Genomic DNA, 19,514 nt, shown 5'->3' with positions numbered 1-19,514 from the left:
AGCCCCTCCCACAAGAGCCGGACGCCATGCGGCGCGCTTGCGGCTGCTCTATCGCCAGGCGACCCGACGGCGAGGCGTCGTCTCGAAGCTTTCGTGGGAGGGACTTCAGTCCCGACGCTGTCCGCTCAGATCGCCGCGAACGGGCACAAAAGCGCCAGGGCCGAGGCTTCTCCCGTAAGAGCCGCGCGCGCGGCCCGAAGCCGCTTCCGGGCGTCGCTTCAACCGAAATGCTGATAGCCGCGCTTCGACGGCGTCCACATCGCGCCGTCGGCCAGCCGCACGCGCACGCCGGGCTCGGCCTCGATCCGACCGATCACCGCGGCCGGCGTGTCCGCGGCGGCCAGCGCGCGCGCGATGGAGTCGCGTTGGCGCGCCGGCGCGGTGAAGCACAGTTCGTAATCGTCGCCGCCGCCGAGTTGCAGCGCGCGGCGCGCGTCCTCGGCGCAGGCCGCGAGCAAGGCGGGCGAAGACGGCAACGCCGCCGCATCGAGGCAAGCGCCGACGCCGGACGCGACGCAGACATGCCCCAGGTCGGCGAGCAATCCGTCGGACACATCGATGCCCGCGCGCGCCAGGCCGCGCAGCGCGCGACCGGCGGCGACGCGCGGCTGCGGCCGGCGCAGGCGCTGGTACAGCCACGCGCTGGCGGCGTCCGCTTCGTTGTCGACGCCAGCGCCCGCATCGGCGCCGTCGATGCGGCGCACGGCGAAATCGCGATAGCCCTCGATCCCATCCAACGCCAATGCGGCGCCGGCATCGCCGAGCGTGCCGGTCACCCAGATCTCGTCGCCGACGCCGGCCGCATCGCGGCGCAGCGCCCAGCCGGGTTCGACGAAGCCCATTGCAGTCACGCACACCGACAGCGGCCCGCGCGTGGTGTCGCCGCCGACCAAGGCCACGCGATGCCGCGCGGCCAGTTCCAGGAAGCCGTCGGCGAAGCCCTCGACGAAGGCGGCGCGCGCGCGCGCATCGCCGTCGGGCAGCGACAGCGACAAGGTGCACCACGCAGGCTCGGCGCCCATCGCGGCCAGGTCGGACAGATTGACCGCCAGCGACTTCCAGCCGATGTCGCCGGCCGCCGCGTCGTCGGCGAAATGCACGCCGCGATTGAGGGTATCGGTGGCGACGACCAACTGCCGTCCCGCCGGCGGCGCCAACAGCGCGGCATCGTCGCCGATGCCCAGCGCGACGTCGCCGCGCGCGTCCGCGAGCGCGGCGGCGCGCGCGCGGATCGCAGCGATCAGATCGAATTCGGCCATCAGGCTAGAAGCGAGCGGAGAGGAGTGAGCAGTGAGCAAGAAGCAAACGGGCGCGAATCCAGCAAGAGCGGTTCCGCTTTCGCTCACTCCTCACTTCTCTACGCTCACTTCTACGCCCCCCCAACCGCGTCAGCGTTTCTTGGCCGCGGCGGCCGCTTCGGCCGCGCGCCACTGCGCGGCCGCGCGGTCGAGCACGCCGTTGACGTAGGTGTGGCCGTGCTCGGCGCCGAAGCGCTTGACCGACTCGATGGCCTCGTTGATGACCACGCGGTAGGGCACGTCGAGGCGGTGGCGCAGTTCGTAGGCGGCGATGCGCAGGCCGGCGCGCTCGATCGGGTCGACCTGTTCGATCTCGCGGTCGAGGAACGGGGCCAGCGCCGGGTCGAGGTCGTCCTCCTGGTGGCGGGCGACGCCGCGCACGAGGTCTTCGAAGTAGGCCAGGTCGGCGACTTCGTGGGCCTGTTCGTGGGCGAACTGGGCGATCACCTCGTCGGCGCGGGTGCCGGTCATCTGCCAGGCGTAGATCGCCTGCAGGGCGCGGCGGCGGGCGCGCGAGCGCGCGACGGGGTCGATGCCATCCGGACGGCGGCGATTCATGGCAGTTGCTCCAGCAGATGACTCATTTCCAACGCGGCCAGCGCCGCTTCCTCGCCCTTGTTGCCGTGGCTGCCGCCGGCGCGGTTCTCCGCGTCCTCGTGGCGTTCCACCGCGAGCACGCCGTTGGCGATCGGCAGGCCGTAGTCGAGCGAGACGCGCATCAGGCCGTCGGAACAACCGTCGGCGACCTGTTCGTAGTGGCGGGTGTCGCCGCGCACCACGCAGCCCAGCGCGACCACCGCGGCGTGCTGGCCGGCGGCGGCGAGGCGGCGCGCGAGCACCGGCAATTCCCAGGCGCCGGGGACGCGGACCACGTCGATGGCGTCCTCGGCGATGCCGTGCTCGGCGAAGGTCTTGCGCGCGCCGGCCACCAGGGTATCGGTGATGCGCGGATTCCAGCGGCTGGCGATGATGGCGTAGCGCGCGCCCGGCGGGCTGCGCAGGTCGCCTTCGTAATGGGGCATGGCGGGATTCGCTGTGCGGGGGGCGGACGTAAGGGGGCTTAGTCTACCGGTTGGGGGGCGATGGCGGGCCGCGCCGGGGCCGGGGCGCAGTCCTTGGGGACCGCCACCCGCGCGCCGGGGGCGCGCGGGTGGCGTCGCGGGCCTCAGCCCAGGCGGGCGATGTCCACGTACTCGACTACCTCGAGCCCGAACCCGGCCAGGCCGATCTGCTTGCGCGGGGTGCCGAGCACGCGCAGCTTGCCCAGGCCCAGGTCGGCCAGGATCTGGCCGCCGGCGCCGTTGCGCCGCCATTCGGCCAGGGCGTGGCCGCGGGTCGGCGGCGGCACGGCCGCGGCCGGCGCTTCGTCGTGCTCTCCGGCGTGCGGCTCGTGCGCGCCGGGCTGCTCGCGCACCCGCGCCAGCAGCGCGTCGGGGTCGGCGTGGTCGGACAGCAGCACCAGCGCGCCGCGGCCTTCGCGCGCGATCGCGGCGAGCACGTCGCCCACCGCCGGGCCGAAGTCGGGCCGGCGCCAGTGCAGCGCGTCGGCCAGCGGGTTCTGCACGTGCACGCGCACCAAGGTCGGCGCGTCCGCGTCGGGTTCGCCGCGCTGCAGGGCGAAGTGCACGGCGCGGGTCAGGCGGTCGCGGTAGCTCAGCAAGCGGAACGGGCCGTGCTCGGTCTCGATCTCGCGCGCGTCCACCCGCTCGACCGTGTGCTCGGTGGCGAGGCGATAACGGATCAGTTCCTCGATCGAACCGATCTTCAAGCCGTGCTCGGCGGCGAACTGCTCCAACTCCGGGCGCCGCGCCATGCTGCCGTCGGGATTGAGCACCTCGACCAGCACGCCGGCCGGCTCCAGGCCCGCGAGCATCGCCAGGTCGCTCGCCGCCTCGGTGTGGCCGGCGCGGCTGAGCACGCCGCCGGGCTGCGACATCAGCGGGAAGATGTGGCCGGGCTGGGCGAGATCCGACGGCTTGGCGTCGGGCCGCACCGCGGTGCGCACGGTGTGGGCGCGGTCGTAGGCGGAGATGCCGGTGGTGACGCCCTCGGCCGCCTCGATGCTGACGGTGAAGTTGGTGTGGTGCGGCGAAGTGTTGTCGCGCACCATCGGGCCGAGGCCGAGTTGCAGGCAGCGCTCGCGCATCAGCGACAGGCACACCAGCCCGCGGGCGTGGGTGACCATGAAGTTGATGTCGGCCGGACGCACCAGCTCGGCGGCCATGATCAGGTCGCCTTCGTTCTCGCGGTCTTCGTCGTCGACGATGACGACCATGCGGCCGGCGCGGATTTCCTCGAGCAGTTCGGGGACGGTGGCGAAGCTCATGCCGACACCTCCGCGCCGCCGGCGCCGGGGCGCTCGCCGAGCAGGCGCTCGACGTAACGCGCGACCAGGTCGATCTCCAGGTTCACCGGCGCGCCGACGGCGCTGTCGGAAAACGCGGTGTTGGCCACGGTGTGCGGGATCAGCGCGACCTCGAACCCTTCGCTGTCGACTTCGTTGACGGTCAGGCTGACGCCGTCGACGCAGATCGAGCCTTTCTTGGCGATGTAGCGCAGCAGCGGCGCCGGCGCGCGGAAGCGCCAGCGCTGCGCGCGCGCGTCCTCGCGCATGGATTCGACCGCGCCGACGCCGTCGACGTGGCCGCTGACCAAATGGCCGCCGAGCCGGTCGCTGGGCCGCATCGCGCGTTCCAGGTTGACCTTGGCGCCGGCCTGCAATGCGCCGAGCGTGGTCAGGGCGAGGGTTTCGGTCGACGCGTCGGCGTCGTACCAATCCGCGCCGAACTCGATCACGGTCAGGCAGACGCCGTTGACCGCGATGCTCTCGCCGAGCTTGGGCTCGGAGAAATCCAGGCTGCCGGTAGCGATGCGCAGGCGCACGTCGCCGCCGATGGGCTGGGTGGACACGAGGCGGCCGACGCCTTCGATGATGCCGGTGAACATCAGCGGACCTCCTGGCGGAGCGCCGACGCGGCAGTGCTGTGGAGAGTGATCATGAAACGTTTCCCGCAAGTGGTGAGCGAAAAACGCCTCAAGGCGCGAAGGACAACGCACGACGCGCGGCGCGGGGCCGCGGGAACCGTTCTCGCCCGTCCTCGCGGACGGGCTCGCGCGCAGTCGTCTTCTTTCATCCGGACTGTGACCGTCGGCTCCGGCATTCGACCGGATCTGCTGACCCCGCGCGGCGCGGCTTCCTGACAGGAAACCGGGTCGCTCGGGCGCTCGCGGGCTCGCGCGCAAGGCGCCTACCGCCGGTGGGGAATTTCGCCCCGCCCTGAAGACGTTACTGGTGGTGCCGGCCTGGGCCGGCGGGGCGCAGTTTAGCACCCGGGCGCCGGCCGGCCGGTTGTCCGGGGCGGTCGGATGCTGTGTTCCGCGGGCCGGCCCGCTGTTTTGGCGGGCGCCGGGTTGTTGTGCGAGGGCCTTCAGGCCCGAGGCTTTCCGTTCAGCACGCGGCGAACTGAGACAAAGGCATCGGGCCTGAAGGCCCTCCTACTACAGAAGGCCCTGCCACAAGCGCCGGTCAGACCGGCTTGCGCCGCAGGTGCAGCGTCAGCGGCCAGCGCAACTCGCGCTCGCTGTCCGGCGGGCCCCAGGCGCGGCTCAGCGCGCTGCGGTGGGCGTAGACCGGGTCCTCGCCGGTCGCGAGCTTGCGGCGCTCGCTCGCCGACAGCGAATTCAGATAGCCCAGGAAGCGCGCCAATCCCCAGCGCGCGCCCACCCACAGCGCCGGCGCCGGCAGCGCTTCGAACGGCCAGCCGTAGCCGGCGTACCCTTCGCGCACTTCGGCGTTCTCGCGCTGCCAATAGCCGTCGATGTCGGCGCGAAACGCCGACACCGCCGCGTCCATGCCCTCCGGAATTTCGAAATCGCCGTAGCACCACGCCGCCAGCACCCCGCCGGGCGCGAGGACGCGCTCGCACTGGGCGAAGAAGCGTTCGCGTTCGAACCAGTGCAAGGCCTGCGCCACCGCTACCAAGCCGAGGCTGCCGTCGTCGAGTTCGCAACGCTCGCCCGGCGCCACGCTCAGGCGCACGTTGCCTTCGCCGCGCATCGCCGCGGCGTGCCCCCAATGGCGTTGCAACTGCTGCGCGCTAGGGTCGCTGGCGTGCACCCGCGCCCAGCGCGCGGCGAGCCCGCGCGTGGCCTGGCCGCTGCCGCAGCCGGGTTCCCATACTTCGGAGTGAGCGGGAACGTGCGCGGCGATCGCGTCGAACAAGGCGTCCGGGTATTCCGGGCGCGAAGTCGCGTAGCTGTCGGCGATCGCGGAGAAGTGGTCTTTGAAGTCGTTGCGCTGCATGGGCGGCTCCGCGTTGCGTGCGCGGCCGCGAGGGCGGCGCGTTGCGAACGATGCGGCGAGGATAACCGGAGGGGTGCTGCGGCGTTGGGCCTTGCGCTGCGGCGGCGGGGCGCAGTCGCGGCTTGTGACCGAAGGAAATCCCCGTGGGACGCCGCCCCTACAGGGAGATTGCGGGTTTTCGCGCCGGGGTCAGCGCCAGTTGCGGTTGTGGACGAAGGCGTGGCAGTCGCCGCTGCGGTCTTCGGCCACGCCCCAGCGGCAGCCGACGACGACGCCTTCGGCGGCGCCGAACTTGCGCAGCAGCCAGTGCCGGTGCGCGGCCGCGCCGGCGCCGCGCAAGACGCAAAACGCGCTGACCCAGACGTCGTCTTCGAAGCGCAGCCGCAGCTGCACGCGGCGGCCGCGCTCGCCCGGCGCGTCGTCGCGCCAATCGGCTTCGGCGAACCGGCACGACACGCTGCGGCCGGCGACTTCGACGGTTTGCGCCGCGCCGGGCTCGAACCCGGGCGGCAAGGCGTCGATGGCGATGTCCGCGCCGACCACCATCGCGCCCAGGTGCAGGGCGCCGGTGGCTGCGTCGAACGCGATCGCCGCGCGCGGCGTCTCGCGTTCGCTGCGGCCGGCGGCGGACATGCTCGCGCGGCCCGCGCTCAGACCACCGGCGCGCGCGGCCGCAGCAGCACGCGGGTGTCGTCGCCGAGCCGGCGCACGTCGATCACGTCGAGCTGGAACTTGCGGCTCATCGCATCGATGCCGAGGCCGTCGAACAGCGGTCGCGCGGTTTCGCCGAGCAGCACCGGCGCGACGTACAGCAGCACTTCGTCGACCAGGCCCTGGGCCAGGAACGCGCCGGCCAGGGTCGCGCCGGCTTCGAGCTGGATCTCGTTGACCTCGCGCTGCGCGAGCAGCCGCAGCACCGCTTCCAGGTCGATGCGGCCTTCGCGCACCGGCACCGCCGCGAGCTGGGCGTCGAGGCCGCGCGGCGGCTTGGCGTCGGGCGCGTGCAGGTACAGCGTCGGCGCGTCGCCCTCGCGCACGCGGCCGCGCGCGACCGTCGCCAGGCCCGGATCGAGCACAACCCGCAGCGGCGCCACGAACGGCGTGGCGTCGCCCAGGCGCACGGTCAGCGACGGGTCGTCGGCCAGCACCGTGCCGGCGCCGGTGACGATGGCGCCGGCGCGCGCGCGCCAGTGCTGCACGTCCTGGCGCGAGGCCTCGCCGCTGATCCACTTGGATTCGCCGCTGGCCAGCGCGCTGCGTCCGTCCAGGCTCGCCGCCAGCTTGACCCGCAGCCACGGCCGGCCGCGTTCCACCCGCGACAGGAAGCCGCGGTTGAGCGCGCGCGCCTGCGCCTCCATCAGCCCGCTGCTCACCGCGATGCCGGCGGCCTGCAGCTTGGCGAAGCCGGCGCCGTCGACCTGCGGGAACGGATCGCGCATCGCCGCGACCACCCGCGCCACGCCGGCCGCGATCAAGGCCTCGCTGCACGGCCCGGTGCGGCCGGTGTGCGCGCACGGTTCCAGGGTCACGTAAGCGGTGGCGCCGCGCGCGCGTTCGCCGGCGCCGCGCAACGCGTGCACTTCCGCGTGCGGCTCGCCGGCGCGCTCGTGCCAGCCTTCGCCGACGACGTCCTCGCCATGGGCGATCACGCAGCCGACCAGCGGATTGGGCTTGGTGGTGTAGGCGCCCTTCTCGGCCAGGCGCAGGGCGCGGGCCATGTGGGCGTGGTCGGTGGCGGTGAAGTTCGCGGTCATGGCGTGCGCTTGAAGTGGAGGCGGTCCGGCGGGTCCGCGAGCAGGCTGCCGTCGGCTTGAACGTCGAGGGCCAAAGGACCTCCAGGAATCGCGCCGATCGCCAGCGCGTCGAATCCGATCAGGTACAGCTGTTTGGTCGAATCGGTCGTGGCCACCCAGCGCGTGCGCTGTGGCGGATACGCGAAGCGTACGCCGATGGCGGTCACGGCCGCGGACGCGGGCAAGGACGCGACTTCGAACTCGCCGTCGCCGGTGCCCGGGCTCGCTTCGATCTCGCGGCCATCGGCCAGACGCAGGCTCAGCCTGGTCTCGCCCGCGGCGATGCCGGCCCTGGGATCGAATACTTTCACCCGCAGCGGTTCGTCGGGTTTCCTGGGCTGATGCGCCCACCACCGCGCCGGCGGCAGCAGGCCGGCATCCACCGCCTGCTCTAAGGTCTGGATTCCGTCGCCGCGCACCTTGTCCAGATCGGCCTGGGTCAGCGGATCCGGCAACACCCGTTCGATGCCGTCCTTGTCGCCGTCCGCGCCCGGCGCGAACACCACCCGCGCACCCTCGCGCTGCCAGCAACCGGCGATGTCCGCGAGCGGCGGCGGCAGGTCGTAGATGCGGAAGCGGCCGTCCGCGTCCAGGCGCAGGCTGAGCGGCGTCGGCGCGCCCGAGGCGTACTGCCCCGCGAGCGCGGCGTCGGCGGGTTTGCAGGCGGCAAAGGCAGCGCCCGCCAGGAACGATCCGCAGACGATCGCGAGCGATGCGCAGGCGCTCAACCGCAGACGCCGAAGCCGCGCGTCGCCCGCAGCGCTCATCGCGCCCGTCCGCGAAACTTCACTTGCGTACATAACGACCCCGTATTTGCGGCGAGATCAGATCGCCATCGTCCTGGCTCAGGATCAGTTGTTCGAACGGCGCCGGCATCGCCGCGGCGCTGTCCAGGCGCACCGCGAAGATCCGGCCGCGGCGTTCGTCCAGCGCCAAGGTTTCGCCCGGCCGGTCCGGCGCTTGCAGGACCACCCGTTCCAGTCGCGCGCCCGCGCGCCGCACCGCCAGCGCCCAGCCGCCCGGACTGGTTTCGCTGCGCTCGCTGCGCCCGTCGGAATACACGAACTCGACGCCGATGCCCTCGGCGCGGGCGTGCAGCGCCGGATCGCCGACGACGACGGCATAGCCGCCGGACGGGTCGGCCTGGGCGGCCGGGTCCAGGCAGCGCTCGCGGCCCAAGCGCGGATCGCGCAGCGCCGGCAGCGCGCGGCCGGCGGCGGCGTGCAGCTCCTTGGCCTGTTGCAGGCGCGCCAGATAGGTCTGCGCGGCGCGATCCGCGGTGTCCTGGCCGTCGCGATCCACGCCGGTCGCAGCCGCCTGCGCAGCCGCGGCCGCGGCTTCGATCGCGCTCGGCGGCCGCTGCCAGGGTATCGGCCGGACCACGGCGGCGGCGGTTTCCAGCGCCAGCCGCGCTTGCTCGAGCGCCGCCAGCGCCGGCGCCAACTCGCCTTCGGCGCCGCTGCGTCGGGTCGTCGGGCCGCCCGGATCGGCCGCGGCCGTCGTGGCCGCGCCTAGCTCGCTCTGCTCCAGGCCGACCCGGTAGGTCCGCAGATAGCCGCAGGCGTCCTCGGTCAGCGCCTGGTAGCGCTCCTGGGCGAACTCGTCCAGGCGCTTTTGCGCGCCCGCGTTCCACGGCGCGACCTCGTCGAGCGAGAACAGCGCGCTGGGCTGCGCCGGCGCTTGCGCGGTCAACACGACCATGCCCGCGCCCACGTTCCACCGCCCCGTGGCGGACTGCGCCATCGCGCCGGAGCGCAAGCTCCATTCGAAACGCCCGTCGGGCTTGAGCAGCAGTTCCGAGCCGGGGTCGGGCGAGCCTTGCAAGGCGTAGCGCCCGGCCAACGGCGCGCGCTGCCGCTCTTCGATCGGGTCCGCGGCCTGCGCCGACGCCGATGCCGGCGGCAACGCCAGCAGCAGGCCCAGCAACGCGGATCGGTATGCATTCGACATGCGCGAGCTCCTTTCAGCGCGTGAATCCGACGATTCGATCCGGCGCGCGGGCCGCCCGGCCCGCGCCGGAAATTCAGCGCTTTTTCCGATCCGGGCGCGGATCGTCCCCGCCCAGCAACGGCAACTGCCCGTCGCCGGGCGCATCGCGCTCCAGCCGGTCGAGCTCCTCGCGGAAATCGGCCACGTCCTCGAACGAGCGGTACACCGAGGCGAAACGCACATAACCCACATGATCGAGCTTGCGCAGCTCGGCCATGACGAACTCGCCGACCCGGCGCGAGGCCAGCTCGCGCTCGGCGGTCATGCGCAGCTGGTGCACCACCGCGCGCACCGCCGCCTCGATCTGTTCTTCCGACACCGGCCGCTTCTGCAGCGCGCGGTCGAAGCCGGCGCGCAGCTTGCGCGCGTCGAACGCCTCGCGGCGGCCGTCGCCCTTGATGATGACCGGCAACTTCAACTCGATCGTCTCGATCGTGCTGAAGCGCTCGCCGCACGCCTCGCAGACGCGGCGACGGCGGATGGTGGCGCCGTCGTCGGACACGCGCGAGTCGATCACGCGGGTGTCGTGGTGCTGGCAGAAAGGGCAATGCATCAAGACACCGTAGGTCGATACGCAAGTGGACAGCCGCGGCGTCCGGGACCGGTCATTTGTGCCGCCGGAACCCGTATTGCGGCCCGTCCGGATAAAAACGCATGGACACATTGCCATAGTCGGCGACCGCCCGGCCATCGCGCAGCGCCGGCTTGAACACGACTTTCCTGGCGAACGCGAGCGCGGGCGCGTCGAAGACGGTGTCGTTGCTGCAGATCACCATCGCGTCGCGGGTGCGCCCCTTGGCGTCGATGACGACCTTCACCACGACCTCGCCGACCTTGCCGCCGGCCGCCGCGGGATACACCGCGTCGGGACGATTGTCGGGCTCCGGCGCGCGGCTGCCGGGTCGCGCATACCAGTCTGGCGCCCCATGGCGGTCGAGCTCGGACAACCACGCAACGCCGTTTTTGTCGTGGAAATCCGAAATCTCGCGCCAACTCGCCCGGTACGCGCCGCCCGGCATGCCCATGCGGCAGGCCGGGATGTAGTAGGTCTCGGTCATGCCGATGTCTTGGCTGAAGTCCGGACTGTTCGACGGCGGCGACGGTGGGGCGACCACGCTCGCCGCGTTCGCCCTCGCCTTCGCCGGCGTCAGCGTCCTGGATACGACCGCGGACGGCGCGGCGTCTCCGCCCGGCGGAGCTTCGGCGGCTTGCGCGCTCACGCACGCAAGCCAGCCGGGCGCCGCCGCCCGGAGAACGGCTTTAGCCATACACCGGGAACTGCGCGCACTGCTTGGTCACGTTCTCGCGCACCCCGGCGATGACCTTCTCGTCCTTCGGGTTGTCGAGCACGTCGCAGATCCACTCCGCCAGCGCCACGCAGTCGGCTTCCTTGTAGCCGCGGGTGGTCACCGCCGGGGTGCCGATGCGCAGGCCCGAGGTCACGAACGGCTTCTGCGGGTCGTTCGGCACCGCGTTCTTGTTGACCGTGATGTGGGCGCGGCCGAGCGCGGCTTCCGCGTCCTTGCCGGTGATGCCCTTGCCGATCATGTCGACCAGCATCAGGTGGTTCTCGGTGCCGCCGGACACGATCTTGTAGCCGCGCGCGATGATGGTCTTGGCCATCGCCTGGGCGTTCTTGATCACCTGCGCCTGGTAGGCCTTGAACTCCGGCTCCAGCGCTTCCTTGAACGCCACCGCCTTGGCCGCGATCACGTGCATCAGCGGGCCGCCCTGGATGCCCGGGAAGACGATGCTCTGCAGCTTCTTCTGCATGTCGTCGAAGCCCACCGCGCCCTCGCCCTCGCCGACCGCGCCGTCCCAGCGCTTGGCCACGACGATGCCGCCGCGCGGCCCGCGCAGGGTCTTGTGCGTGGTCGAGGTGACCACGTGCGCGTGCGGCACCGGGCTCGGGTAGACGCCGGCGGCGATCAGGCCGGCGACGTGGGCCATGTCGACGAACAGGAACGCGCCGACCTTGTCGGCGATGGCGCGGAAGCGCGCCCAGTCGACCACCTGCGAGTAGGCGCTGAAGCCGCCGACGATCATCTTCGGCTTGTGCTCCAGCGCCAGGCGCTCGACTTCGTCGTAATCGATCAGGCCCTGGTCGTTGACGCCGTACTGCACCGCGTTGAACAGCTTGCCCGAGGCGTTGACCTTGGCGCCGTGGGTGAGGTGGCCGCCGTGGGCCAGGCTCATGCCGAGGATGGTGTCGCCCGGGTTGAGCAGGGCGAAGTACACCGCCTGGTTGGCCTGCGAGCCCGAATGCGGCTGCACGTTGGCGTAGTCGGCGCCGTAGAGCTGCTTGACCCGGTCGATCGCCAGTTGCTCGGCGATGTCGACGTATTCGCAGCCGCCGTAATAGCGCTTGCCCGGGTAGCCCTCGGCGTACTTGTTGGTCAACACGCTGCCCTGGGCTTCCAGGACGCGCGGGCTGGCGTAGTTCTCCGAGGCGATCAGTTCGACGTGGTCTTCCTGGCGGCGGGCCTCGTCGGCGATGGCCTGGGCGAGTTCGTCGTCGAATCCGGCAATATGGGTGGTGCTGGGGAACATTCGCGGGCCTCGGGAGATTGAGCGGACGGGAGGGGGGAGGACTCGCGCCAGGGCGCCCACGGGCCCGGACAGCGCCGGCGCGGGCCCGCCCGGGCTTGAAATCTCGGGCCGGGCGGCCCCATCTGTGCGGCGCGGCCCGAGGAAACCTGCCCGGGCGGCTTGACGTAAGACTTGAAATGTTAGCCTAGGGGCGTATGGCGGCCAACCGCCAAAGCGCGGCTCCCGCCGGCCCCGCCCGGGGCGGACAATGGCCCCGCCCTTCCCCACCCACGGCCCGCCGCCGCCCGGCCGGCCCGCCCGCACCCTGGATGTCCCGACCGTGAAATGGGTCTTCGTCTTCCTGTTCCTGGCCGCCGCGGTCTACGTGCATTTCCGCGGCCGGGTCCGTCACCGCCTCGGCCGGCAGCTGCTGGACCATTCCACGTTCATGGCCCCCATCAACGTGCTGATGTACGCCTGCTCGAAGGTGCCGACCACCCCGTACCTCAAGCCCGACGAGCACTTCCCCGAGCTCGAGCCGCTGCGCGCGCGCTGGCGCGAGGTCCGCGCCGAGGCCCTGCACCTGCGCGAGATGCAGCAGATCAAGGCCGCCGACCAGTACAACGACGTCGGCTTCAATTCGTTCTTCCGCCGCGGCTGGAAGCGCTTCTACCTGAAGTGGTACGACGAGGCCCATCCCTCGGCCGCCGAGCTGTGCCCGGTCACCACCCAGCTGCTGCGCGAGGTCCCCAGCGTCAAGGCGGCGATGTTCACCGAACTGCCGCCGGGCAGCGAACTGCGCCCGCACCGCGACCCGTACGCCGGCTCGCTGCGCCTGCACCTGGGCCTGGAAACGCCGAACGACGACGCCTGCTTCATCGACGTCGACGGCCAGCGCTACAGCTGGCGCGACGGCGAATGGACCATGTTCGACGAGACCTACATCCACTGGGCGCAGAACGGCTCGCAGCACAACCGCATCATCCTGTTCTGCGACATCGAGCGGCCGATGCGCTTCGCCTGGGCGCGCGGGCTCAACCGCTTCATCGCCAAGCGCCTGATCGCCGCGGGCGCCTCGCCGAACAGCGAAGGCGACAAGACCGGCGCGATCAACAAGATCTTCAAGTACTTCTACGCCCTGCGGCTCAAGTCCAAGGCGCTGAAGGAACGCAGCAAGGGCGCCTACTACTTCTTCAAGTACGCCGCGGTGGCCGCGGTGATCGCCCTGATCGTCTGGCTGTAAGCCCGGCGGCGGGGCCGGCTCTTGTGGGAGGGCCTTCAGGCCCGATGCTCTTGTCTCGGGTCGCGGCGATCTGAGCGAAAGGCATCGGGCCTGAAGGCCCTCCCACAGAAGCCGGCCCCGGCCTGTCCAGGCGGGCCGGCGCCTCCGGATTCACCCCGCCCGGCGCCCCCGCGCTGGAACCCGTCACCCGGCTGCGGGATAATCGGCTGTTCGCAACGCCCCCCGCCCCGCCCCGCGGCCCCTTCCGGGCCCGGCCAGGCGCGCCTCTGCTTCGGAGTCCGCATGCAATACATCTACACCATGAACGGCGTCAGCAAGACCGTGCCGCCGAAGCGTCAGATCATCAAGGACATCTCGCTGTCGTTCTTCCCCGGCGCCAAGATCGGCCTGCTGGGCCTGAACGGCGCGGGCAAGTCGACCGTGCTCAAGATCATGGCCGGCGTCGACACCGACTTCACCGGCGAGGCGCGCCCGGCCACCGGCATCAAGGTCGGCTACCTGCCGCAGGAACCGCAGATCGACCCGGAAAAGACCGTGCGCGAAGCGGTCGAGGAAGGCGTCGGCGAGGTCCTCAACGCCCAGGCCGCGCTCGACGCGATCTACGCCGCCTACGCCGAGGACGGCGCCGATTTCGACGCGCTGGCCAAGGAACAGGAGCGGCTGGAGGCGATCCTCGCCGCCGGCGACGCCCATACCCTGGAAAACCAGCTCGAAGTCGCCGCCGACGCGCTGCGCCTGCCGCCGTGGGACGCGGTGGTCGGCAAGCTGTCCGGCGGCGAGAAGCGCCGCGTCGCGCTGTGCCGCCTGCTGCTGCAGAAGCCCGACATGCTGCTGCTCGACGAACCGACCAACCACCTCGACGCCGAGTCGGTGGAATGGCTGGAGCAGTTCCTGGCCCGCTACACCGGCACCGTGGTGGCGGTCACCCACGATCGCTACTTCCTCGACAACGCCGCCGAGTGGATCCTCGAACTCGACCGCGGCCGCGGCATTCCGTGGAAGGGCAACTACACCGACTGGCTGGTGCAGAAGGACGAGCGCCTGAAGCAGGAAGACAACCAGGAAAAGGCCCGCCAGAAGGCGATTCAGAAGGAACTGGAGTGGGCCCGCCAGAACGCCAAGGGCGGCCGCTCCAAGGGCAAGGCGCGCCTGGCCCGCATCGAAGAGCTGCAGGCGGTGGATTACCAGCGCCGCCAGGAAACCAACGAGATCTTCATCCCGCCGGGCGAGCGCCTGGGCAACAAGGTGATGGAGTTCAAGAACGTCTCCAAGAAGTTCGGCGAGCGCCTGCTGATCGACAACCTGAGCTTCGTCGTGCCGCCGGGCGCGATCGTCGGCATCATCGGCCCGAACGGCGCCGGCAAGTCGACCCTGTTCAAGATGATCATCGGCCAGGAAAAGCCCGACTCGGGCGAGATCGACATGGGCCCGACCGTCAAGCTGGCCTACGTGGACCAGAGCCGCGACAAGCTGGAAGGCAACCACAACGTCTTCCACGAAGTCTCCGGCGGCCTCGACATCCTCAACATCAACGGCATCGAGATCCAGTCGCGCGCCTACATCGGCCGCTTCAACTTCAAGGGCCAGGACCAGCAGAAGATGGTCGGCAGCCTGTCCGGCGGCGAACGCGGCCGTTTGCACCTGGCCAAGACCCTGCTGCAGGGCGGCAACGTGCTGCTGCTCGACGAACCGTCCAACGACCTCGACGTGGAAACCCTGCGCGCGCTCGAAGACGCGCTGCTCGAGTTCCCGGGCAACACCTTCGTGATCTCGCACGACCGCTGGTTCCTGGACCGCATCGCGACCCACATCCTGGCGTTCGAAGGCGACTCGCACGTGGAGTTTTTCCAGGGCAACTACCGCGAGTACGAAGAAGACAAGAAGCGCCGCCTCGGCGAGGAAGGCGCCAAGCCGCACCGCCTGCGCTTCAAGGCGCTGAAGTAAGCCGCTGCGGCGGCTTGCCCGGCTTGCGGTAAAGTAGAACGGCCGGCCGCGCTCCCCTCACGACGGGCGCGGCCGGTTTTTTTTGTAGCGCGCGCCCCCCGCACGAACGCCGGGGCCGCCGCCCGACAAAAGGACTCGACGCATGCGACTGATCATTGCCATCTTCCTGCCGTTCCTGGTGTTCTTCACCATCGGCCGCCCGCTGGCCGGCATCGTCTGCCTGATCCTGCAGATCACCCTGATCGGCTGGCTGCCGGCGGCGATCTGGGCGGTGTACGCCTTGAGCCAGTACAAGACCGACGTCAAGATCCGCAAGGCGCTGGACGAGCGCGGCCAGGCCTGAACCGCGCCGCGGCGAAGACGATTGCGATGGCGATCGCGAACGCCGCTTCGACCGTAGCCCTGAACGCCTGCGTGTCCGCACCGCAGCCCGAGGTGTCGCCATGACCCTGATGCACGCATTCGAACTCGAAGGCCTGCGCCGCGCCGGCGCGCTGGTGTCTTCGATCCTCACCACCATGCGCGAGGCCGCGGTGCCCGGCGCGGTCTCGCGCGATCTCGACGCGATCGGCGCGGCGATGCTGCGCGAGGCCGGCGCGCGTTCGGCACCGCAGCTGACCTACGACTTCCCCGGCGCGACCTGCATCAGCATCAACCAGGTCGCCGCCCACGGCATCCCCGACGGCAGCGTGCTGCGCGCGGGCGACCTGGTCAACATCGACGTGTCGGCCGAACTCGACGGCTACTTCGCCGACACCGGCGGCAGTTTCGTGGTCGGCGAGCCGACCGCGGCGCAGCGCAAGCTGCTCGACGCGACCCTGGAGGCGCGCGACGCCGCCATCGCCCAATTGCGCGCCGGCAACCTGATCAACAGCATCGGCCGCACCGTCGAAGCGGTGGCCGCGCGCCACGGGCTGCGGGTGATCCGCAACCTCGGCAGCCACGGCGTCGGCCGCGCCCTGCACGAAGCGCCCGGCAACATCCCCGGCTACTACGACGCGCGCGACACCCGCCGCCTGCACGAAGGCATGGTGATCACGGTCGAACCGTTCCTGGCCACCCACTGCACCCAGACCCAGGAAGGCGAGGACGGCTGGGCGATGATCTGCCGACGCGGGTTCGCGGCGCAGTTCGAGCACACGGTGGTGGTGACCTCGGGCGAGCCGATCGTGGTGACTTGATCGAGCGGCATAGCCGCACCGTAGCGCCCCAACATCGAATACCTCCCACCCCGTCGTTCCGGCGAAAGATCGAATACTCCCCGCCCCGTCATTCCGGCGAAAGCCGGAACCCATTTTGATTTTGTTCTTGCTCTTTATTTCTGATGCCGCAACGGCAAGATCAAAATGGGTTCCGGCTTTCGCCGGAATGACGGAATCGGAAGTTGCGCTCAGGCACCTCGGCTTTAGCCGCTTCCGCTTCAGACACCTCGGCTTTACGTCCTTGCCGTTCCGCTCTCCCCACCGCACCACGAAGGAATCCCCCATGAGCTTCATGCAGGCATTGCGCCGCCGCTGGCAACAGGCCGACACCCTGGTCTGCGTGGGATTGGACCCGGAGCCGGCCAAGTTCCCGGCGGCGTTCGCCGCCGACGCCGATGCCGTGTTCGCGTTCAACCGCGACATCGTCGACGCGACCGCGCAGTACGCCTGCGCGTTCAAGCCGCAGATCGCCCACTTCGCCGCGCTGCGCGCCGAAGACGCGCTGACGCGCCTGATCGCCCACATCCACGCGAACCACCCCGACGTGCCGGTGATCCTGGACAGCAAGCGCGGCGACATCGGCAGCACCGCCCAGCACTACGTCGGCGAAGCCTTCGAGCGCTACCGCGCCGACGCGGTGACGGTGAATCCGTATCTTGGCCGCGATTCGGTCCAGCCCTTCCTCGACCGCGCCGACCGCGGCGTGGTGATCCTGTGCCGCACCTCCAATCCGGGCGCCGGCGACCTGCAGGATCTCGACGTCGGCGGGCGGCCGCTGTACCAGCTCGTCGCCGAGAAAGTCGCGCGCGACTGGAACGAACACGGCAACTGCGCGCTGGTGGTCGGCGCGACCTGGCCGGAGCAGTTGCGCGAAGTGCGCGCGATCGTCGGCGACGTGCCGTTCCTGGTGCCCGGCGTCGGCGCGCAGGGCGGCGACGCCGGCGCGGTGGTCAGCAACGCCAAGAGCGCCGACGGCACCGGGCTGATGATCAGCAGTTCGCGCGCGATCCTCTACGCGTCCAATGGCACCGATTACGCCGAAGCGGCGGCGAACGCGGCGCGCGAATTGCGCGACGAGATCAACCGGCACCGCTGAAGGCGCCGCGGCGCGGGCGAATGGGGCGAGCGGATCGCGATCTGAAAGAACAGCGTCGGGCCTGAAGGCCCTCCCACGAGAGCGCTCTGGATCGAAGCCGCCGTCAATCCTCGAACGCGCGCAGGCCGCCGTCGCGCCATACGAACAGGCCGGCCGACAGGCCGTAGGCCGAACTGCCGGCGATCTCCTGCGCGATGCCGCGCAGCGAGGCCAGGTTTTCGCCGTCGTCGCTGCCGCACATCAGCAGTTCGTCGCGCGCGGCGATCGCGAACACCGGTTCGCCGCGCAGCGACACCCGCTCGCGCCAGCGCTCGAACAGCAGCGCCATGCCGGCGTCGTAATTGCGGTCCAGGCGAGCGGCGTAACGGCCGTCGCCGCCCTTGATCTCCAGTTCCGGCAGCCGCCGGGCCAGGTTGTCCAGCGCGTGCGCGCGCAGCGCCGGCCCGTGCAGCTCGCGCTGCGCGGCTTGCTCGGGCGAGAGGAAACTCATCGACGCCGGGGTGTCGAGCACGTAGGTCACGACCAGGTCGCCGGCCAGCGGCTCGATCACGAACGGCGAGGCCGCCTGCGGCTGCGACGCGCTCAGTTGGCGCATCGCCACCTCGTGCCAGGCGCGGGTCTTGATCACCGGCAGCACCACGCCCTCGCCGGCCTGCGCGTCCTCGCTCGACAGCTGGCGCTGCACCTCGCGCGCCGAGGCGATCTGGTCGGCGAGCGTCGCCTCCAGGTCCTCGGGCGCGTTCAGATAACGCTGGTAGGCGTTGCCGACCTGCAGGTTGGCGCGGATGCCGTCGGCCAAGGCCAACTCGATGCGCGCTTCGTGCTGCGCGCCAGGATGAATGCGGATGTGGGCGTCGGGGAAGGCGTCGCGCAGGGCGCCGGCGAAGCGCTGGGAGAACGCCTGCAGATCCAGGACCTGCGCCGCCGCGGGCGCGGCCGGCTTGCGGCCGAACAACTTGCTGAAGAAAGACACGACCGGTTCCTTGTGGTCAGGGGTGGCCCGACTATAACGCCGCATCGCAATGCGGCAACGCTGCGGCCGCGCCGGTCGTCCGCGCGCAGCGGCGCGCGCCCCGTGCAGTCCTCCAGCACGCGCAGCGCGCCGTCGCGCCAGACGAACAGCGCCGACGACAGGCCGTAGGCCGAGGTACGCGAAATCTCCGCGGCGGCCTCGCCCAGGCGTTGCACGCCTTCGTCGTCGTCGCGGCCGCACAGCCATAGCTCGTCGCGCGCGGCGATCGCGAACACCGGCTCGCCGCGCACCGGCGCGCGCTCGCGCCAGTGGTCGAACAGCAGCGCCATGCTCGCGTCGTAGTTGCGGTCCAACCGCAGCACATAGCGGCCGTCGCCGCCCTCGATCTCCAGCTCGGGCAGGAACCGCTGCAGGTTGCGCAAGGCGCGCGCGCGCAACGCGTCCGGGTCCAGGCCGCGGCGCTCGGCCTCGGTCGGCGACAGGTAATCCATCGAATCGGGCCGGTCTTCGACGAAGCTCAACACCAGGTCGCCGGCCAACGCTTCGACCACGAACGCGATCCCCGCGCCGCCGCCGATCGCGCGCGCCTGCTGCAACGCCACCTCGTGCCAGCCGCGGGTCTTGAGCACCGGCAGGATCGCGTCGTCGTCGCCGGCTTGCGCGCCGAGCGCGTGGCGCCGCTGCAGCTCGCGCGCGGCCTCGACCTGTTCGGCGAGCACCCGCTCCAGCGCTTCGGGCGCATCGAGATAACGCCGGTAGCCGGAGGCGACGAACTGGGTTGCGGCGAAGCCGTCCGGCAGGCTCCAGTCGATGCGCGTATCGGCCAGCCGCGCGCCGTGGCCGACGCGCAGGCGGGCCTGCGGCCACAGCGCGCGCAAGGCCTGCGCATAGCGTTCGGTGAACGCGTGCAGGTCGAGCGGCGCCGGGCAAACCCCGGCATCGGCGCGCGCCAGGCGGCGTCCGCGGAACAGCTTGCTGAGCAACGACATCGGCATCCCGCCCCCTGCTCCGGGCGCCGGGCCCGTCGCGGCCGACTATACGAACGCGTTCGTGATGGCGCGCCTCACGCCGCCGGCACGCGGCGAACGCGAAGCGCGTCGCTTTCGCGCCGGACCGTCGCGGCGGCCCGGCGGTTAAGCTGGCG

At 71.1% G+C, this 19,514-nt stretch carries 23 protein-coding genes and 1 riboswitch; of the genes, 6 read left to right on the top strand and 17 right to left on the bottom strand.

Annotated elements, in window-relative coordinates; all coding sequences use genetic code 11:
• Positions 1-93 precede the first annotated feature (93 nt).
• Positions 94-234 (top strand): DUF6053 domain-containing protein, encoded by a 141-nt coding sequence (locus RDV84_RS26340; protein ID WP_425606271.1) that lies wholly within the window; start codon positions 94-96, stop codon positions 232-234.
• Here the strand turns inward: RDV84_RS26340 and thiL are convergent.
• From thiL to glyA, 14 genes are all read right to left on the bottom strand, one after another.
• A complete protein-coding gene (gene thiL / locus RDV84_RS12235) occupies positions 219-1,259 on the bottom strand; it encodes a thiamine-phosphate kinase (protein WP_309153722.1) in 1,041 nt (346 codons plus the stop codon). The two genes, RDV84_RS26340 and thiL, sit on opposite strands and share 16 nt — an antisense overlap.
• 129 nt (positions 1,260-1,388) lie before the next feature.
• On the bottom strand, positions 1,389-1,856 hold the full coding sequence (gene nusB / locus RDV84_RS12230) for a transcription antitermination factor NusB (RefSeq protein WP_057948826.1): 468 nt from the start codon (positions 1,854-1,856) through the stop codon (positions 1,389-1,391).
• A complete protein-coding gene (gene ribH / locus RDV84_RS12225) occupies positions 1,853-2,320 on the bottom strand; it encodes a 6,7-dimethyl-8-ribityllumazine synthase (RefSeq protein ID WP_057948827.1) in 468 nt (155 codons plus the stop codon). The genes nusB and ribH overlap by 4 nt, the downstream gene beginning before the upstream one ends.
• Positions 2,321-2,463: 143 nt before the next feature.
• Positions 2,464-3,624 (bottom strand): 3,4-dihydroxy-2-butanone-4-phosphate synthase, encoded by a 1,161-nt coding sequence (ribB, locus tag RDV84_RS12220; protein WP_309153554.1) that lies wholly within the window; start codon positions 3,622-3,624, stop codon positions 2,464-2,466.
• Positions 3,621-4,244, bottom strand: coding sequence for a riboflavin synthase (locus RDV84_RS12215; RefSeq protein WP_309153553.1), 624 nt, complete (start codon positions 4,242-4,244; stop codon positions 3,621-3,623). Before RDV84_RS12215 ends, ribB begins: the two co-directional genes overlap by 4 nt.
• A gap of 172 nt (positions 4,245-4,416) precedes the next feature.
• Positions 4,417-4,587: riboswitch (FMN riboswitch) on the bottom strand.
• A 159-nt stretch (positions 4,588-4,746) separates the two neighbouring features.
• Positions 4,747-4,815, bottom strand: a complete 69-nt coding sequence (locus tag RDV84_RS26335) for a DUF6053 domain-containing protein (RefSeq protein ID WP_425606403.1) — start codon at positions 4,813-4,815, stop codon at positions 4,747-4,749.
• Between the two features lie 9 nt (positions 4,816-4,824).
• Positions 4,825-5,601 (bottom strand): class I SAM-dependent methyltransferase, encoded by a 777-nt coding sequence (locus RDV84_RS12210; RefSeq protein WP_309153552.1) that lies wholly within the window; start codon positions 5,599-5,601, stop codon positions 4,825-4,827.
• 189 nt (positions 5,602-5,790) lie between these two features.
• Positions 5,791-6,234 (bottom strand): hypothetical protein, encoded by a 444-nt coding sequence (locus RDV84_RS12205; RefSeq protein WP_309153551.1) that lies wholly within the window; start codon positions 6,232-6,234, stop codon positions 5,791-5,793.
• Positions 6,235-6,251: 17 nt separating this feature from the next.
• Positions 6,252-7,355, bottom strand: coding sequence for a bifunctional diaminohydroxyphosphoribosylaminopyrimidine deaminase/5-amino-6-(5-phosphoribosylamino)uracil reductase RibD (ribD, locus tag RDV84_RS12200; RefSeq protein ID WP_057948832.1), 1,104 nt, complete (start codon positions 7,353-7,355; stop codon positions 6,252-6,254).
• Positions 7,352-8,161 carry a hypothetical protein gene (locus tag RDV84_RS12195; RefSeq protein ID WP_138885288.1) on the bottom strand — a complete coding sequence of 270 codons (810 nt, stop codon included), beginning with the start codon at positions 8,159-8,161 and terminating at the stop codon, positions 7,352-7,354. Before RDV84_RS12195 ends, ribD begins: the two co-directional genes overlap by 4 nt.
• Positions 8,162-8,180: 19 nt before the next feature.
• Positions 8,181-9,344, bottom strand: a complete 1,164-nt coding sequence (locus RDV84_RS12190) for a hypothetical protein (protein ID WP_309153550.1) — start codon at positions 9,342-9,344, stop codon at positions 8,181-8,183.
• A 73-nt stretch (positions 9,345-9,417) separates the two neighbouring features.
• Positions 9,418-9,936: a transcriptional regulator NrdR gene (nrdR, locus tag RDV84_RS12185; protein WP_057948835.1), complete on the bottom strand. Its 519-nt coding sequence runs from the start codon at positions 9,934-9,936 to the stop codon at positions 9,418-9,420.
• Positions 9,937-9,988: 52 nt separating this feature from the next.
• Complete coding sequence (locus RDV84_RS12180; protein ID WP_309153549.1) at positions 9,989-10,603, bottom strand: TonB family protein; 615 nt, start codon at positions 10,601-10,603, stop codon at positions 9,989-9,991.
• A 40-nt stretch (positions 10,604-10,643) separates the two neighbouring features.
• A complete protein-coding gene (gene glyA, locus RDV84_RS12175) occupies positions 10,644-11,933 on the bottom strand; it encodes a serine hydroxymethyltransferase (protein ID WP_309153548.1) in 1,290 nt (429 codons plus the stop codon).
• Between the two features lie 319 nt (positions 11,934-12,252).
• Between glyA and lpxO the strand changes: the two genes are divergently transcribed.
• Positions 12,253-13,155 carry a lipid A hydroxylase LpxO gene (lpxO, locus tag RDV84_RS12170; protein WP_057948838.1) on the top strand — a complete coding sequence of 301 codons (903 nt, stop codon included), beginning with the start codon at positions 12,253-12,255 and terminating at the stop codon, positions 13,153-13,155.
• Here lpxO and RDV84_RS26330 read toward each other — a convergent pair.
• The gene (locus tag RDV84_RS26330; protein WP_425608210.1) at positions 13,106-13,261 is read right to left on the bottom strand and encodes a DUF6053 domain-containing protein; all 156 of its coding nucleotides are present in this window, start codon (positions 13,259-13,261) and stop codon (positions 13,106-13,108) included. The genes lpxO and RDV84_RS26330 overlap by 50 nt on opposite strands.
• 176 nt (positions 13,262-13,437) lie before the next feature.
• On the opposite strand from RDV84_RS26330, the gene ettA reads away from it, so the two are divergent.
• From ettA to pyrF, 4 genes are all read left to right on the top strand, one after another.
• Positions 13,438-15,099: an energy-dependent translational throttle protein EttA gene (ettA, locus tag RDV84_RS12165; protein WP_057948839.1), complete on the top strand. Its 1,662-nt coding sequence runs from the start codon at positions 13,438-13,440 to the stop codon at positions 15,097-15,099.
• Between the two features lie 142 nt (positions 15,100-15,241).
• The gene (locus RDV84_RS12160) at positions 15,242-15,442 is read left to right on the top strand and encodes a YqaE/Pmp3 family membrane protein (RefSeq protein WP_057948840.1); all 201 of its coding nucleotides are present in this window, start codon (positions 15,242-15,244) and stop codon (positions 15,440-15,442) included.
• Between the two features lie 100 nt (positions 15,443-15,542).
• Positions 15,543-16,280, top strand: a complete 738-nt coding sequence (gene map / locus RDV84_RS12155; RefSeq protein ID WP_309153547.1) for a type I methionyl aminopeptidase — start codon at positions 15,543-15,545, stop codon at positions 16,278-16,280.
• Positions 16,281-16,584: 304 nt separating this feature from the next.
• Positions 16,585-17,397, top strand: a complete 813-nt coding sequence (pyrF, locus tag RDV84_RS12150) for an orotidine-5'-phosphate decarboxylase (RefSeq protein WP_057948842.1) — start codon at positions 16,585-16,587, stop codon at positions 17,395-17,397.
• Positions 17,398-17,500: 103 nt separating this feature from the next.
• Here pyrF and RDV84_RS12145 read toward each other — a convergent pair whose 3' ends face one another.
• Both RDV84_RS12145 and RDV84_RS12140 read right to left on the bottom strand, forming a co-directional pair.
• On the bottom strand, positions 17,501-18,196 hold the full coding sequence (locus RDV84_RS12145; protein ID WP_309153546.1) for a DUF1444 domain-containing protein: 696 nt from the start codon (positions 18,194-18,196) through the stop codon (positions 17,501-17,503).
• A complete protein-coding gene (locus tag RDV84_RS12140; RefSeq protein ID WP_309153545.1) occupies positions 18,139-19,359 on the bottom strand; it encodes a DUF1444 domain-containing protein in 1,221 nt (406 codons plus the stop codon). The genes RDV84_RS12145 and RDV84_RS12140 overlap by 58 nt, the downstream gene beginning before the upstream one ends.
• Between the last annotated feature and the right edge of the window lie 155 nt (positions 19,360-19,514).

The organism is Lysobacter yananisis (genome assembly GCF_031199375.1).
GTDB classification, from domain to species: Bacteria; Pseudomonadota; Gammaproteobacteria; order Xanthomonadales; family Xanthomonadaceae; genus Lysobacter; species Lysobacter yananisis.
The sequence above is the reverse complement of the archived record's forward strand: the minus strand, read 5'-3'. Positions and strand labels throughout refer to the sequence as shown.